Raw genomic sequence first — 16236 nt, 5'->3', positions numbered from 1 at the left:
CGCCGGGTGGCCGGCCACTGAGCTGTCGAGGGGGAGCCTGCCGCGGTGCGGAACGACGGCGGCCAGGCCCCCTTCCGGGAGCCCGGCCGTCCTGCGTGCCGCGGGGTGGCCGCCTCGGCGGTCACCTCAGGGTGTGCCTCAGCGGTCGGAGGTCACCGTCACCTTCTCGTCGTTGTTGAGCTGGTCGACGAGCTTCTTGACCTTGGCCTCGTCCCACTGCAGGTTGCCGTTCGGCGTCGAACCGGAGATCGGCATGTTCATGGAGGTGCCGTCGCCGCCGGAGACGCCCTTCATCGCCCAGAACATCGAGGCGACGTTCCACAGGCTCATGTCCTTGTCGACCTTGAGGGTGTCCAGACCCGCGCCCATCGTCGGGTAGAGCTTGAACGGGTTGAGTACGGTGCCGGGGGTCGCGGCCTGGTTCGCCAGCGCGGCGAGGAACTTCTGCTGGTTCTTGGTGCGGTCCAGGTCGCTGCCCGGCAGCGCGTACCGGGTGCGGACGAAGGCGAGCGCCTCCCGGCCGTCGAGGGTCTGCTTGCCCTTCTCGAAGTCGGCGCCGGACTTCTTGTCCTTGATGTCGCGGGGGATGTCCATCTCCACGCCGCCGACCGCGTCCACGATCTTGGCGAAGCCGCCGAAGCCGATCTCCGCGTAGTGGTCGATCCGCAGCCCGGTGTTGTGCTCGACGGTCCGGACGAGAAGCGTGGGGCCGTCCTCGGCGTAGGTCGCGTTGATCTTCGTGTGGCGGTGCCGGGCCGGGTACTTCTTGCCGGACTCGGAGCCGGTGTAGGACGGCACCTCGACGTTGGAGTCACGGGGCAGCGAGATCATGGTGTTCCCGTTGCTGCCGACGTGCAGGATCATGATCGAGTCGGTGCGGCCGCCGTCGGTGGGCCCGCCGGTGTGCAGGTTCTGCCGCTCCTCGTCGCTCATGCCCTCGCGGCTGTCCGAGCCGACGATCAGATAGTTGGTCCCGTCGCCCGCGTCCGGACGGTCCTCGACGATGCTGAGGTCCACCTCGCGGCGCAGCTTGGAGTCCGCCCAGAAGTAGGTGCCGACCGACCACACCAGCAGGACGACGACCAGGGTGAGCAGCGTCCACTTGGTGCGGCGGCGCCAGTCGGGGCGGGGGCGGTCGCCGTAGTCGCCACCGCCGCGTCCGCCGCCGTAGACCTGGCCCTCGCTGTAGCCGGAGTCGTAGCCGTCCTGCGGCTGTCCGTAGCGCGCGTCGTGGCCGCCCGGGCCGTACCCGGGGCCGCCCTGCCCGGAGCCCCGGGTCTGCGGGGGCACGCCGGGGGCCGATGTATGGGGCATGACACGTGTGGGGTCGGGCCGGGGCGCGCCGCGGCCACGACCTTCCCGGCCCCGCGAGCTGTCGGTCCAACCATCGGGCCACTGATTCATGCCCGCAGTGTGCCTGCACTCCGGGGGAGGAACACAGGCCGGGTACCACTTCGGGGGAAGGCTGTAGCAGTTCTGATGCAGAATGCCGGGTTCTGAGGGGCTTCCTCCGCGCGCATAGGGTGGTGCACATGACCCACCAGGCGCACACGGCGCACGGCGAGCTCCCGGGCAAGCCGACGGCCGCCTCCCGTACCACCCTCTCCCACATCATGACCGCGGGTGACACCAACCTGCTCGGGACCGTGCACGGCGGGGTGATCATGAAGCTGGCCGACGACGCGGCCGGAGCCGTGGCCGGGCGCCACTCGGAGGGCCCGGCCGTCACCGCCTCCATGGACGAGATGGTCTTCCTCGAACCTGTCAGAGTGGGCGACCTCGTCCATGTGAAAGCCCAGGTCAACTGGGTCGGACGGACCTCCATGGAGGTCGGTGTGCGGGTGCTGGCGGAGCGCTGGAACGAGTCGACGCCCGCCACCCAGGTCGGCTCCGCCTATCTCGTCTTCGCGGCGATCGACGAGGACGGCAAGCCGCGTTCCGTGCCGCCGGTGATCCCGGAGACCGAGAAGGACCGGCGCCGCTACCAGGAGGCGCAGATCCGCCGGACCCACCGGCTGGCCCGCCGCCGCGCCATCAAGGAGCTGCGCGCCAGCCGCTCCCCGGACTGAGTCCGGCGCCCCGGCGGGCACGCGGCCCGGGCCCCGGGCTCAGCCGCAGTCGGCCTCGTCCCCGCGCATCGGGGCCTCGTCCGGGGTGCCGTGTGCGGCCGGGGCGCGCACGGGCCTCACGCGCTGGTCCGGGGCGCCGACCGTGACCTTCATCCGCGCTCCGCGGTGCGGGTCCTTCACCAGCTTCGCCCCCGGCAGCGCCGCTGCCAGCGAGCGGGCCGAGCGGTCCCAGCGCGGGTCGTAGGCGATGGTCGTCCGGGCGTGCTCGGCGTGCCGGGCGTTGGAGGGTGCGCCGGTGGTGGCGAAACCGGTGCCGCGCAGCTCCCGGTCGATCCGCGCCCCGAGCCCCCGGTGGCCCGTGGCGTTCGCGACCTCCACGCGGATGTCGCGTGGGGCGACCTCGACCCGCGGTCCCGCGTCCCGGTCGGAGTCGTCCTGCTCGGAGGCGTCCGTGTCCGACGCCGCCGGGTCGGACGCCGCCGATCCGGGTTCGGCCGGCGCGGAGAGCGGCCGGTCCGCGCGCAGCGCCGCGAACAGCTTCGCGGCCCTGGACCGGTCCCACTCGACCGTGGAGCCCAGTCCGGGCACCCGGTGGTCGACGTCGGACAGCGGTACCGAGGCGAACTCCGAGGAGGCGAGGCTGAAGCCGCGCATCGCCCGGCCCAGCGCCATCATCTGCTCGGTGCCGAACCCGGGGTCGGCGCGTACCGACTCCAGCAGGGTGGCGGCCACCTTGTTGAAGCGGACGGGGTTCATCAGGACCCCGGTGTCCGTGGCCCGGGAGATGACCGAGGCGAGGAAGTGCTGCTGCCGCTTCATCCGGCTCAGGTCCGAGCCTCCGTCCAGGTGCCGGGCCCGCACGTACTGCAGGGCCTGGCCGCCGTTCAGCTTGGTGGTGCCCTTGGGCAGGTCGAGCCCCGAGTAGCTGTCCTTGAGCGGCTCGGTGGTGCAGACCGGAACGCCGCCCAGGACGTCCACCGTGCTCATGAAGCTGGTGAAGTCGACCTCCAGGTAGTGGTCGATGTGCACATCGGTGAGCTTCTCCACCGCTCGCACGGTCAGCGGGGCGCCACCGGCGGTGTAGGCGGCGTTCAGCTTGGCCGGCCGCGCGGCCACCCGCTTGCCGGTGGCGCGGTCCTCGTGCGGCGGGAGCTTGGTGTAGGTGTCGCGGGGGAGGCTGACGACGGTGGCCCGGTCCCGGTCGCCGGAGAGATGCACCAGCAGCATCGTGTCCGTGCAGTCGCAGGCCGAGCCGCCCAGGTTGTACCGCTCCTTCTGGGTCGCCGAGATCCCGTCCCGCCGGTCGGTTCCGACGACGAGGAAGTTGACGCCGTTGTCGCCCCTGGGGCGGCTGTCGGTGTCGAGGTCGTCGAACGGGTCGACCCTGCGCACGTCCTCGCTCAGTCCGGTCACCATCGCATGGCCGACCCCGCCGGCGGCCAGCAGCAGCACGGAGGCGCCCGTGGCGATCCGCAGCCCCCAGCGCGGGCCCGGACGGCTCCAGCTCGGGCGGCGGCGGCCCCCGCGGCGGTTCCGGCCGGGGCTCTTGCGGGTTCCCCGGGTGCTGCCGTGGGGACTGCTTGGACTGCCAGGAGGGGAGGAGGCGCGTCGAGGCAAGGGTGGCCGCCTTCCGCGAGAGAAGAACAGGGACAATACCTAGAGTGACAATAAGGTGACGTGAAGTTCCCACACTGTATGCCGGTACGATCTCCGGATCGTGCGTACACGCCGTCCCGTCCCGGGAGCCGCCTGCCGCGGGGCGCCGTGCGTACGGACCGTTCGCCCGATCGCGGTAACGTGAGCGCCGTGACTCGCGAGAACCGACGTCCTTCCGCGGACGAAGCCCCGCCCCCCGTTTCCGTGATCATGCCGGTACTCGACGAGGAACGGCACCTGCGCAGCTCCGTGCGGCACATCCTGGAGCAGCGCTACGAGGGTGAGCTGGAGGTGATCATCGCACTGGGTCCCTCCACGGACCGCACGGACGAGATCGCCGCCGAGCTGGTCGCCGAGGACCCCCGCGTGCGTACGGTGCCCAACCCCACGGGCCGCACCCCCGCGGGGCTGAACGCCGCCATCGGGGCGTCCCGGCATCCGGTGGTGGTGCGGGTCGACGGGCACGGCATGCTCTCCGCCGACTACATCGCCACCGCCGTGCGGCTGCTGGAGGAGACCGGTGCGGCCAACGTCGGCGGCATCATGCACGCCGAGGGTGAGAACGCCTGGGAGCACGCCGTCGCCGCGGCGATGACCTCGAGGATCGGGGTGGGCAACGCCGCCTTCCACACTGGAGGCGCCGCCGGCCAGGCGGAGACGGTCTACCTGGGGGTCTTCCGCCGCGAGGTGCTGGAGCAGCAGGGCGGGTACAACGAGGAGTTCATCCGCGCCCAGGACTGGGAGCTGAACTTCCGCATCCGCTCCGCGGGCGGGCTGATCTGGTTCTCACCCGAGCTGCGGGTCTCCTACCGCCCCCGGCCCAGCGTGCGCGCCCTGGCCAAGCAGTACCGCAACTACGGCCGCTGGCGGCACGTCGTCGCCCGCTACCACGCGGGCTCCATCAACCTGCGCTACCTGGCCCCGCCGGTCGCCCTGTGCGCGGTCGCGGCGGGCCTGGTGGCCGGTGCCGCCCTCACGCCCTGGGCGCTGGTGGTCCCCGGCGGCTACCTCGCGGCCATAGCGGCCGGTTCGCTGCCCGCGGGCCGGGGCCTCCCGCTCGCGGCGCGTGCGCAGATCCCCGTCGCGCTCGCCACCATGCACATGTCCTGGGGCTGGGGCTTCCTGACCAGCCCGAAGAAGCTGGCCCGCAAGGTCATCGCCAGCCGCCGCGAGCCGGTGCCCGCGACGCGGTAGCAAAGCCGCGGGCGGCCGCGACCCCGGCAGCCCGGCACGAGCAAGGGGCGCCCTCCCGCGGGAGGGCGCCCCTTGCTCGTGCCGACGTGGTGTCAGGTCCTCAGCACGCGGTCCTGTGTCAGGGCCACGTTCAGGACCTCACCATGTGTAGTTCGGGTTGACGTCCATGCACGCCTTCTTGTTGTCGCCCCGCAGCGTGTCCGCACTCTCGGGCGCCTTGTGGTGGCCCTTGTCCGCGCCCCCGCCGCCGTCGCCCTTCGGATAGCTCGTGCCCTCCCGCCAGTCGGCGCCGATCACCAGGGTGACCTGCTGCACGCCCGTGGAGTGCTTCACCAGTCGCTCGGGGATGCCGAGCGTCTCGGCGACGGCCAGCGCGTCACCGCGCAGCTCCTCGCGCGGGTAGCGAATGGTGGTGTCCGCACGGGACTGGGGCGTCGGGTCGGCCGCGGCCCGGCCGAAGCCCTCGCGGGTCAGGGTCTGTGCGACCTGGCCCGCGCGGCCGGTGACCGGCCGCTGGAGCGAGGTGCCGGTCCCGTTCATCACACTGACCGGGATGTCGGCCTTCGGCCGGGACGGCTCCGTCGGCTGTGCGGACTTGCTCGCCTCCGCCTTCTTCTTGTCCTTGCCGTCGAGCGCCACATCGTTGCGTATGAGGGAGAAGACCTGGTCCGCGTCGTCCTTCTTCGGGACGACGTAGCTGCCGCCGCCCCCGTACACCCACGGCATCGTGGCCATGGTGATCCGTTCGGTCGGCACCTGCTTGAGGTCGTTGCCCAGGTCGTAGAGCTTCTTGACCGTGCCGATCCCCTTGTCGACGGTGAGCGCCTTGGTGGCGGACTCCGCCAGGCCGCGCAGCTTGCCCGGGTCGCTCAGCTTCGTCCCCGCTTTGAGCTGGCGCACCATCGCGTTCATGTACATGTGCTGGGCCCTGGCCCGCCCTATGTCCGTGCCGTCGCCGAAGCCGTGCCGGGTCCGCAGCCAGCTCAGCGCCTGCTCGCCCTTGATGACGGTGGTGCCCTTCTCCAGTTTCAGCTTCGACTTCGGGTCGTGCACGTTCTTCTTGACGCAGACCGGGACGCCGCCGACCGCGTCGGCCATGGAGACCACACCCGAGAAGTCGATCATCATGAAGTGGTCGACCGGAATGCCGGTCATCTCTTCCCAGGTCGCCACGGTGCACCCGGGGCCGCCGTGCTGGAGGCTGGTGTTGATCTTGTCCGTGGTCGTCGGATAGACCTTCCCGTCGTCCGGGTCGGTGCACTTGGGAATCGTCGTCCTGGTGTCCCGTGGTATGGAGACGACGGACATGTTGCTGCGGTTCGCGGAGACGTGCAGCAGCATCTGCACGTCCGCCAGCGGCGGCCGGTCGCGGTCGGCGCGGGAGCCGCCGAGCCGGACGTTCTCCTTGGAGGCCCGCGAGTCGGAGCCCAGCAGCAGGATGTTCAGCGGGGTCTGCCCCGCGGCGTTCGGGTCCGAGTGGTGGAGCTTGCTGTCCCCGAGGTTGAGGTCGTCCTTGTGCAGGTTGCCGTTGAGGTGCTGGTAGTAGAAGTAGCCCGCCGCCGCGGTCGCGAGTATGAGCACCGAGAGGACGGCCACGGACCAGCGCAGCACCCGGCGGCCGCGGCTGCGCCGCGGGGCGCCGCTCACCGCCGCCGGACTCTCGCCGCCGGCTCCGGAGGGGCCGCCGCCGTCCGGTCCGCTCCGCCCGCCGCCGGCACCGGGTGCGGTACCGGGCGCGGACGCGGCGGAGGCGCGCCCGGGGCGGGGGCCGGGCTCCGCCGGGGGCTCCCCGTACAGGCTCTCGTCCCAACCGCGGTCGGCGGCGGTGGGGGCGCCGCGCTGCGTCTGTCTGCCGCCGTCGGTGTCGTCGTGCCGCACGGGACCTCCCAGGGATGTTCATGTTGTGCTGCCCCCGGGCGTCCGGTGGGACCTGCCGGAGGGGTCTGCGTCATTTCGCGCACTTCTTCTCGTTGGCGTTGACCTCTTCGACCCCGGACGGTGCCTTGTCGGGAGCTCCGACCGACTCGCCCGGGGCGGTGAAGTCCTTGCCGAGGGTCAGCTTCATGCTGGGACCCGCTCCCTCGGTCTTCTTCAGGGCCGAGGCCGGCAGCTTCAGCATGTCGGCCAGCCTGGCGGCCGCGCCCTCCTGGGAAGGGGCGAATTCCAGCCGCGTCTTGGAGAGCTGCTGCGGTGCGTTGCCGCCCGAGACCGCGTTGCCCGCGCCCTTGTTCACCAGCCACTCCACCGTCCCGGCCGCCGCCCCCGAGGGGCCGCCGCCGTTGAGCACGGAGACGTCGACCTCGGATACCGGGGCCTTCTCCACCTTCGGCTTGTCCGACTTCTTCTTGTTCTTCCCGGTCAGGGACTTGTCCTCCTGGACCATCCTGAACAGCGGGTTGGCCTTGTTCTGGTTCAGGAGAACGGTGGCCTTGTTGTTCGGGTTGTCGACGACCGGGACCGTCGCGAAGGTGATGTTCTTGATGTTGACCCGCTTGAGGTCGTTCGCCAGGGCCATCAGCTTCTTGACGCTGCCGATGCCGGGGTCCACGGTCAGAGCCTTGGTCGTGGCGTCGCTCAGCTTGAACAGCTTGGAGGGGCTGCTGAGGGTGTCCCCGGACTTCATCTTGCGGATCATCGAGCTGAGGAACTGCTGCTGCAGCTTGATCCGGTCCAGGTCGCTGCCGAAGCCCACCGCGTGCCGGGTCCGGACGAACGCGAGCGCCTGCTCGCCCTGGACGATGTGCTTGCCCGCCGTCAGCTTCAGATGCGACTTGGGGTCGTTTATCGCCTTCTTGGTGCAGACCTCGACGCCGCCGACCGCTGTCGAGAGCTCCTTGACGGCATTGAAGTCGGCCATCATGAAGTGGTCGATCTTCACCCCGACCAACTCCTCGACCGTGTTCCAGGTGCAGGTCGGGTCCCTGTCCTTCTGGCCGAGGCTGGTGTTGAAGCGGACGTTCTGGTCCCCCCGGATGACCTTGGTGGAACCGTTCTCCTGCTTGATCTCGCAGTCCGGGATGTCGGTGATCATGTCGCGCGGGATGGACAGCGCGGTGGCGTTGGAACGGTCCTCGGACACATGGAAGAGGAAGGTGGTGTCGGCGTGGCCGACGCTTCCCGCGTCGCCGTAGCCCGTGTTGCCCTTGCCCTCGCGGGCGTCGGTGCCGATCACCAGGATGTTGACCGGGCCGTCCTTGACCGCGGGGTTGTTCCTGCCGACGTCGACCTTGTTGATGTTGCCGTTGAGCCGCTGGTACCAGACGACGCCGCCGACGCAGCCGGCGACCATCAGCAGGCCGACCGTGCCGCCGCCGATGCGCAGCACCTTCTGCTTCCGGGAGAGCTGGCGCTTGGCCTTCCGGCGTCCCCGGCCGCCGCCCTTGCCCGGTGCCTCGCCGGAACCGGTCCGCTCGGAGGCGCGGGCCCGCCGCTGGGCGGGCAGCCGTGCCTCGGCCCGCCGCGCCGAGCGGGACCCGGCGCCGTCGCCGCCCTCACCCGTCCGGGAGCGCGGACGGTCCCCGTCGGAGCCCTCGGAGCGCCTTCCGTCGCCGGCGGGTGTGTCCGTGCTCTCGTCCGGGGAGGCGCTTCTCTGGCGCGGTGCGGAAGTGCGGCGGGAACCGGGCCGACGGGGAGAGTCGTCGGCGTCGGGGTTCAGTCGCAGTTCGTAGCTGCCGGTGTCCGGGTTGAACACCCACTGATCCGCGGGATCGACATTCCCCGCGTGCCCACGGCCTTGCGCGTCCACGATTGCGTAAGTCCTCCATAGAACCGGCTGCTGATGCCGCCCCGGGGCTGACCGGAGCGCTCACACTATCCGGCAGGTTCCGCGGCCAGCGACGGCGGTGACAAGTTCTGTGCAGCCGGAAACGGTCAATTCGCCTCAATCTCAGCGTGCTGTGTTCGCGCAGATGTCCAGGTCCGCCGTCGTCCCGCGGTACGACCCGTCCGCCTTCTCCTTTCCGTCCTTCTCCTTCGGTCCGTCTCCGCCGACGGTCACCGGGCTGTCCTCGCGCAGCTTGGTGAAGAGCTCGTCGGCGGCGGGCTGTACCAGCTCATCCCGATTGATGTCCAGTTTGTACGACTGCCGGGGCACCGTAAGGAAACGGATGTGGTCTTCCGGGATATCGCGTACGCTCCGCACCAGTTCGTACAGTTCGGAGAGGGAATCAAGTCCGGAATCCGCGGTCAGTGACGAGGTCGCGGCATCCAGCACGGGATAGGCGCGTGTGGGGTTCAGCAGAACTCCCTTGCTGCGCACCTTCTTCACCAGAGATCCCAGAAATCGTTGCTGGCGCTCGATGCGCTGGGTGTCGCTGCCGTTCCCCAGGCCGTGCCGGGCGCGGACGTAGCCGAGCGCGTCCTCCCCGGCGAGGGTCTGCCGCCCGGCGGGCAGGTCGAGCTTCGCCTCCCGGTCGTGCACCGGCTCCGCCAGGCAGACCTCCACCCCGTCCACCGCGTCCACCAACTTCTTGAAGCCGTTGAAGTCCACGACCAGGTGGTGGTCGACACGGATCCCGGTCAGCTTCTCCACCGTGCGGATGGTGCAGGCCGCGCCGCCCCGCTGGAACGCCCAGTTGAACTGCGCGAACTGCGGGGCGGTGGTGGAGCCGTCCGGCTGCCGACAGTCGGGGATGTCCACCATCAGGTCCCGCGGTATCGACATTCCCGTCGCGCCGCGCCCGTCGGCGGCTATGTGCAGCAGGATCGCGGTGTCCGAGCGCTGGCTGCCCTCGTCGTGCCCGTAGGCGCCGTTCCCGTCGCCGCGGTTGTCCGAGCCGAGGACGAGGATGTTGCGCGCCTCCTGGGTGCCGCGCACCGGCGTGGGCCGCTCTTTCTCATAGGGCGCCAGTGCCTGCGCGGTGCCCGCGTCGGTGCGGATGTTGCCGTCCAGCTTCCGGTAGAGGGACCAGCCCGTTGCCGCGGAGGCCAGGACGAGCACCGCGGCGCCCAGCGCCGCCCAGCGGGGCCAGCGGCGCGGGCGCGTCCGGACGGAAGCCGTACTGGACGCGCCGGAATCGGCATCGGTGGTGCCCGGATCGGTCACGAGTGTTCATCCCTCGGGTGGCGGCGACACCGGCGCACGCGGAGTAAGGCGTACGCCCGCAAGGGTGCGCCGGTCATGAAGACAGACGCTCGAATCACTCGCAAGGTTGTACGGACCATCCGGCTCAGGTGTCCCGGGAGGGGCCCGGCCGGGAGTTCAGTCGGCGGTGTGCGTCACCCGCTCGTCTTCCACGCGCTGCCGGCGGGCGGCGGCGTCCAGCTGCCCTGCGCGGGGTGCGAGTACCACCGATCCGCCCACGGCCAGCGGTGCCAGCAGTCCCGCGCTGAGTCCGTCCCAGCCGTCCCACGGCAGCGTGGACAGCAGCCGGGCGCCGGGCTCCAGCCCCCGCGCGGCGGCGTCCGCCCGGGCGCGCTCCACGACCTGCGCGCCCGTCAGCTCGCCGCCGTCGGGCAGCGCCAGGCTCGCGGCGTCCGCGTCCACGGGTGCGTACGGGGCGAAGTGGTCGCCCTGGCCCGGCACCTCCACCGCGTAGTCGGCGAACCCCTCCGGCGGCTGGGGGAAGCGCCCGCCCATGGGGCGCAGGCCGAGTGCCACCCGCTCCCCGGAGCAGCCGCGAGCCGCCTCCAGGGTGTCCGGTCCTGTCACCACCAGGTCGGCACGGGCGGCGTCGCCGCCGAGGTCGGCCACGACCCCCACCGAGGAACAGGCCAGCAGCCAGACCGCTGTCTGCCAGTGCGCCGGGAGCAGCAGCGCGAGCCGGTCCCCGGGTTCGGCCGAGAGCTCGTCCTGGAGCAGGTTCGCGGTCTTCGCCACCCAGTTGGCGAAGGTCGCCACCGAGAGCTCGACGCGCTCGCCGGTGGCGTCGTCGTAGTAGGTCAGCAGGGGGCGTGCCGGGTCGGCGGAGAGGGCGGTCCGCAGCAGCTCGGCTGGGGTGCGGTCGGAGGCGTTCATTCCTGCAAGCGTACGCGGGCGCCCAACTGGCGGTGCGTCAATGGACGGGAATGATCATATATGTCCATGATCTGAAGTATGCGTGCGAATCGTGTTCAAACGGTCGGTGTCGTGAGTGCGGCGGCGCTGCTGCTGCCCCTCGCCCCCCTCGCCACGGCGGCCCCGGCGTCCCCGTTCTCCTCCGCCAAGGCGCCCGAGTCCTCCGCGGCTTCCGAGTCCTCCGCGGCTTCCGAGTCCTCCGGGTCCTCCGCCTCCGCCAGGTCCGCGATCCCGGGCCGCACCCAGTCGCTCTCCTTCGACGCGTCCTCCGAGGGGGATTCCGGCGCCCGCGCGGCGGAATCACCCGAAGCCGTCGTGCGAGTCCCGGCCCGCGCCGTCCGCCCGTACTCCCTGCTGGGCGTGGTCTGGGACGGGGCCGGCACCCCGCTGCGCGGGCGGGTGCAGGTCCGCACCCGCGACGCGGACTCCGGGCACTGGTCGGCGTGGCGGCACCTGGAGAACCATCCCGTCGACGCCCGGCGTGGCGGCGCCCGCGGACCGGCCCGCGGCGCCACGGCTCCGCTCTGGGTCGGCACCTCCGACGGCGTCGAGGCCCGGGTGCTGCCCGAGCGCGCGGACCACGGTGGGTCGCTGCCCCACGGACTCCGCCTGGAACTCGTCGACCCGGGCCCCGACCCGAGCCCGGCCAGTCCGGACCAGGGCAGGCAGCCGGACCAGTCCGCGGTCCCCGGTCAGTCCGCTTCCCCAGGCCGGCCCGCGGCCTCCGGCCAGTCCGCGGCCTCCGGTCGGCCCGCGGCTCCCGGTCCGGCGGAGGAGCCGGCGGGCGGTCATCGGGACAGCGCGGCGGCAGGTGCGGCGGCGGAGGGGGCCGGGGGCGGTGCCGCGGGAGCGGGGCCCGCGGAGGCGGACTCCGCAGCGGGCGCCGGCGGCGGGGTGCTGCCTGCCCTCTCCCGGGAGGCGACCCGCTCCCAGTACCCGGAAGCCGGGTCGTTCGCCGGGCCCCGCCCGCGCATTGTGACCCGCGCGGGCTGGGGCGCCGACGAGAAGCTGCGGGAGGCGGAGTTCCGCTACACCAACACGGTCAAGGCCGCCTTCGTGCACCACACGGCCATGACCAACGACTACGCGTGCGACCAGGCGCCCTCCATCATCCGCGCGATGTACCGCTACCACGTCAAGAGCAGCAAATGGCGGGACATCGGCTACAACTTCCTCGTGGACAAGTGCGGAACCGTCTACGAGGGGCGGGCCGGGGGCGTGGCCAAGCCGGTGATGGGAGCCCACACCTACGGGTTCAACACCGACAGCACGGGCATCGCGGTCCTCGGCTCCTACGGCAAGCAGGAGCCCTCCGAGCGCGCCGTGGACGCGCTCGCCCGGCTCACCGCGTGGAAGCTGGGGCTCTTCGGTGCCGACCCGGCCGGCAAGACCTGGCTGACGTCAGGCGGCGGCAAGTTCAAGAAGGGGCGGAAGGTCCACTTCCACACCGTTTCCGGGCACCGGGACGGGTTCGTCACCGAGTGCCCCGGCGACCGGCTCTACGCGAAGCTCGGCGACATCCGCAGCGCGGCGGCCCGGCTGCAGGGCCGCTGACCCGGCGCCGGTCCACCGGGCCGGGGTGCCGGACCGCGGTGCTCCGGCGGAGCGGAGCAACCGCCGGGCCTCCGGCCGCGTCTGCCGGGGACGGCCGTACCGGGCCGCCCACGCGTCCGCACGCGTCTGCATAGACTGTCCGCCGGCCACCCGAAGGGCGGTCGGCGGACCCCGGCAGGAAGCAGAGACAACAGGTGACAGAAGCGATCCTTCTGGTCGGGGGCAAGGGCACCCGGCTGCGTCCGCTCACGGTGAACACCCCCAAGCCCATGGTCCCCGCCGCGGGTGTGCCCTTCCTCAGCCACCAGCTGGCCCGGGCCCGCGCCGCGGGCGTCGACCACGTGGTGATGGCCACCTCCTACCTCGCCGAGGTCTTCGAGCCGTACTTCGGCGACGGATCCCAACTGGGCCTGCACCTGGAGTACGTCACCGAGGAGGAGCCGCTGGGCACCGGCGGCGCCATCCGCAACGTCGCCTCCCGGCTGCACTCGGGCCCCGACGAGCCGGTACTCGTCTTCAACGGCGACATCCTCTCCGGTCTCGACATCCGCGCCCTGGTCGACGAGCACTCCCGGGCCGCGGCCGACGTCTCGCTGCATCTGACCCGGGTGACCGACCCGCGGGCCTTCGGGCTCGTCCCCACGGACGGCTCGGGACGCGTGACGGCCTTCCTGGAGAAGCCGCAGACGCCCGAGGAGATCGTCACCGACCAGATCAACGCGGGTGCCTACGTGTTCACCCGCTCGGTCATCGACACCATCCCCGCGGAACGCCCCGTCTCGGTGGAGCGCGAGACCTTCCCCGGGCTGCTGTCCGCCGGGGCGACGCTGCACGGCATGGTCGACTCGACCTACTGGCTCGACCTGGGCACCCCCGAGTCGTTCGTCCGCGGTTCCGCCGATCTCGTGCTGGGCCGCGCGCCCTCGCCCGCCGTACCCGGCCGGTGCGGGGAGCGGCTGATCCTGGAGAGCGCCGACGTGGCGCAGGACGCCAAGCTGACCGGCGGCACCGTCGCCGGAGCGGGTGCCGCGGTCGGCTCCGGCGCCCGGATCGACGGCAGCGCCCTGCTGGACGGCGCGGTGGTGGCGCCCGGCGCCCGGATCCGCGACTCGCTGATCGGCGCGGGCGCCCGCATCGGCGCCGACACCGTGCTGGACGGCGCCGTCATCGGTGACGGAGCCGTCGTCGGCGAGGGCAACGAACTGCGCGGCGGCATCCGGGTGTGGTGCGACGCCCGGATACCGGCCGGGGCGGTCCGCTTCTCCTCGGACCAGTAGCCGCGGCCCGCCACCCGGCGCTCCCGGCCTCCCGGGTCTCCCCGCGCTTCTTTCCAAGCAGTGGGCCGGGAGGTCCCGTCCGGGCGCCGCCCGGTCGGGCTGTCGGTGCCGGGCCGTAGTCTTGCTGCCCGTGTCACTCACCCGCTCCTGGACCCCGCCGGGCCCGTACGACCTGCACGGCAGCCTGCGCGTGCTGCGCCGAGGCCCGTACGACCCGACGTACCGCACCGAGGACGGTGCGGTCTGGCGCGGCACCCGCACTCCCGACGGCCCGGCGACACTGCGGCTGTCCCGTCGGCGGGAAGCCGACGGCGGCGCCGTGTGCGCCGAGGCGTGGGGGCCGGGGGCCGGGTGGCTGCTGGACGGGCTGCCCGCGCTGCTCGGCGCGGAGGACGACCCGGCGGCCTTCGTCCCGCACCACGATGTCGCGCGGGAGGCGCACCGGCGTCACCCCGGGCTGCGGCTCGTCCGCACGGGGCGGGTGCTGGAGTCGCTGATCCCCTCCGTACTGGAGCAGAAGGTCACCGCCGAGGAGGCGTACCGCGCCTGGCGGCTGCTGGTCCGCAGATTCGGCGAGCGCGCCCCGGGGCCGCATCCGCACCTGTGGGTGATGCCCCACCCGCGCGACTGGCTGCGCATCCCCTCCTGGGAGTGGCACCGTGCCGGGGTCGACCAGAAGCGCTCCGCCGCCGTGCTGCGCGCCCTCCAGCGGGCCGGCCGGATGGAGGAGGCGGCCCACCTGGGTCTGGACGCGGCACTGGCCCGGCTCCAGGCCATTCCGGGCATCGGCCCCTGGACGGCCGCCGAGGTCCTGCAACGCTCGAACGGGGAACCCGACGCCGTCACGGTGGGGGATCTGCACCTGCCGGGCCAGATCGGCTACGCCCTCACCGGCGCCCGCGGCACCGACGACGATGGCATGCTGGAACTCCTGGCCCCCTACGAGGGGCAGCGGCACCGCGCCAGCCGGCTCATCCTGCTGGGCGGCCCGCGGATGCCGCGCCGCGCTCCCCGCTTCCCGGTGGGGAACATAGCGCCGCTGTAGGGCGCGCGGGCGAACCGACGGCACCGCTACCGACGGCACCGCACGGGTCGGTCCTCAGCGGGGGTTCACCGCTCGACGACGAAATCGGCCGCGGAGCGCGGCGGGCGCTCCCGGGGTGGGGCCGCCGGATGGCCGATGGCGACCGCGCCCATCGGGTCCCACCCCGCGGGCAGGTCCAGCACCTCGCGCACCACCTCCCGGCAGAACATCGTGGAGGAGATCCACGCGGACCCCAGTTGCTCCCCGGCCAGTGCGACGAGGAAGTTCTGGATGCCGGCGCCCGTCGCGACGACGAACATCTCCCGCTCGGCGGCGTTCCGCCGCGCGTCCGGGTAGGTGTGCGAGCCGTCCATCACCAGGCAGGGCACCGCCAGGCAGGGCGCGTTGCGCAGCACGTCGCCGCGCTTGACGCGCTTGGCGATGCTCTCCTCGCTCTTCCCGTCGCCGCGCAGGTCGGCGATCCAGGCGTCCCGCATGGCGTCCAGCAGCCGGGTCCGGGACTCGGCGCTCTCCAGCAGGACGAACCGCCACGGGGTGGTGTGGTGCGGAGCCGGCGCGGTCACGGCGGCGGCGACCGCGCGCCGCACGGCCTGCCCGTCCACCGGCTCCGTGGTGAACTCCCGTACGGTGCGGCGCAGCGTCACCGCCTCGCGCACGGCCTCCGAGGTGCCCAGCCGGAACATGTCGGCGGCCGCGTCGCGGACCAGTGCGCGGGCCGTCGCCTCGTCCTCGGGTGTCTCGGGTGACCCGGTGGCGGGCTGCGCGCTGCTGCCGGGCGCTGGCCGCACGTGGTGGGCCAGTCCGCGCACCACCGCGACCGGCAGCCCGCTCGCCTTGCGCTTGACCAGTTCGCCCGCTCCCGCCAGTTCGTCGCCGACGGCGGTGACGGTCACGCCCAGCGGGTTGCCGTACATGTCGACGCCGCCGCGCAGGTCCTCCAGGACCCGCACCCCGGCCGCGCCGATCGCCACGTCGGTCTGGCCCTCGCGCCAGGGCCGCCCGAAGGTGTCGGTGACGACGACGCCGACGGTGACCCCCAGCGCCTCCCGCACCCCGTCCCGCAGCTGCCGGGCCGTCGCGTCCGGGTCCTCGGGCAGCAGCAGCACGGTTCCCTTCGGGGTGTTGGAGGCGTCGACCCCGGCCGCGGCCATCACGAAGCCGTGCCGGGACTCCACGATCCGGGCCGGGCCGCGCCGTGCGACGACCCGCACGGTCTCCGCGTCGATGGCGGCCTCGCGGTCGTCGGCCCGGACGATGCGGCCCTCGGCCTTGCTCACGATCTTCGAGGTGACGACGAGCACGTCGCCGTCCGCCAGCCCCCGCCCACCGGGTGCGGCCGCCGCGTCGACCAGGAGCCGGACCAGGTCGTCGCCGGGGCGCACGTCCGGGATGCCGGGCAGCGCCCACACCTCGTAGGAGGTGCCGGGCCCGCTGCGCTCCCGGTCC

Annotated in this window: 12 protein-coding genes; 5 read left to right on the top strand and 7 right to left on the bottom strand. The window is 72.5% G+C overall.

From position 1 onward, the window contains the following. Positions 1–138: 138 nt before the first annotated feature. Positions 139–1404, bottom strand: coding sequence for an LCP family protein (locus tag ACFYMO_RS24510; RefSeq protein ID WP_366773792.1), 1266 nt, complete (start codon positions 1402–1404; stop codon positions 139–141). A gap of 128 nt (positions 1405–1532) precedes the next feature. Between ACFYMO_RS24510 and ACFYMO_RS24505 the strand changes: the two genes are divergently transcribed. After that, a complete protein-coding gene (locus ACFYMO_RS24505) occupies positions 1533–2069 on the top strand; it encodes an acyl-CoA thioesterase (RefSeq protein ID WP_366773793.1) in 537 nt (178 codons plus the stop codon). 39 nt (positions 2070–2108) lie between these two features. On the opposite strand, the gene ACFYMO_RS24500 is transcribed toward ACFYMO_RS24505, so the two are convergent. Then, positions 2109–3521: an LCP family protein gene (locus tag ACFYMO_RS24500; RefSeq protein WP_366773794.1), complete on the bottom strand. Its 1413-nt coding sequence runs from the start codon at positions 3519–3521 to the stop codon at positions 2109–2111. 354 nt (positions 3522–3875) lie between these two features. On the opposite strand from ACFYMO_RS24500, the gene ACFYMO_RS24495 reads away from it, so the two are divergent. Then, complete coding sequence (locus ACFYMO_RS24495) at positions 3876–4919, top strand: glycosyltransferase family 2 protein (RefSeq protein WP_366773795.1); 1044 nt, start codon at positions 3876–3878, stop codon at positions 4917–4919. A 138-nt stretch (positions 4920–5057) separates the two neighbouring features. Here ACFYMO_RS24495 and ACFYMO_RS24490 read toward each other — a convergent pair whose 3' ends face one another. The 4 genes from ACFYMO_RS24490 to ACFYMO_RS24475 all read right to left on the bottom strand — a co-directional run bounded on the left by ACFYMO_RS24490 (position 5058) and on the right by ACFYMO_RS24475 (position 10875). Beyond that, a complete protein-coding gene (locus ACFYMO_RS24490) occupies positions 5058–6797 on the bottom strand; it encodes an LCP family protein (RefSeq protein ID WP_388548923.1) in 1740 nt (579 codons plus the stop codon). A gap of 70 nt (positions 6798–6867) precedes the next feature. Beyond that, a complete protein-coding gene (locus tag ACFYMO_RS24485) occupies positions 6868–8664 on the bottom strand; it encodes an LCP family protein (protein ID WP_366773797.1) in 1797 nt (598 codons plus the stop codon). A gap of 141 nt (positions 8665–8805) precedes the next feature. After that, positions 8806–9963, bottom strand: coding sequence for an LCP family protein (locus tag ACFYMO_RS24480; RefSeq protein WP_360291152.1), 1158 nt, complete (start codon positions 9961–9963; stop codon positions 8806–8808). Between the two features lie 156 nt (positions 9964–10119). Further along, entirely contained in the window at positions 10120–10875 is a 756-nt protein-coding gene (locus ACFYMO_RS24475) for a TIGR03089 family protein (protein ID WP_366773798.1), read from the bottom strand. A gap of 78 nt (positions 10876–10953) precedes the next feature. Between ACFYMO_RS24475 and ACFYMO_RS24470 the strand changes: the two genes are divergently transcribed. The 3 genes from ACFYMO_RS24470 (at position 10954) to ACFYMO_RS24460 (ending at position 14790) form a co-directional block, all read left to right on the top strand. After that, the gene (locus tag ACFYMO_RS24470; protein WP_388548919.1) at positions 10954–12468 is read left to right on the top strand and encodes an N-acetylmuramoyl-L-alanine amidase; all 1515 of its coding nucleotides are present in this window, start codon (positions 10954–10956) and stop codon (positions 12466–12468) included. A 194-nt stretch (positions 12469–12662) separates the two neighbouring features. Then, positions 12663–13745: a sugar phosphate nucleotidyltransferase gene (locus ACFYMO_RS24465; RefSeq protein ID WP_388548917.1), complete on the top strand. Its 1083-nt coding sequence runs from the start codon at positions 12663–12665 to the stop codon at positions 13743–13745. A 124-nt stretch (positions 13746–13869) separates the two neighbouring features. Beyond that, the gene (locus tag ACFYMO_RS24460) at positions 13870–14790 is read left to right on the top strand and encodes a DNA-3-methyladenine glycosylase family protein (RefSeq protein WP_388549136.1); all 921 of its coding nucleotides are present in this window, start codon (positions 13870–13872) and stop codon (positions 14788–14790) included. Between the two features lie 65 nt (positions 14791–14855). Here the strand turns inward: ACFYMO_RS24460 and ACFYMO_RS24455 are convergent, their stop codons facing one another. Next, positions 14856–16199, bottom strand: a complete 1344-nt coding sequence (locus ACFYMO_RS24455) for a coenzyme F420-0:L-glutamate ligase (RefSeq protein WP_366773818.1) — start codon at positions 16197–16199, stop codon at positions 14856–14858. Between the last annotated feature and the right edge of the window lie 37 nt (positions 16200–16236).

Origin of the sequence: Streptomyces sp. NPDC007025, from assembly GCF_042869455.1 — a bacterium.
Lineage (GTDB): Bacteria > Actinomycetota > Actinomycetes > Streptomycetales > Streptomycetaceae > Streptomyces.
This window is presented reverse-complemented; position numbering and strand designations above follow the sequence as displayed.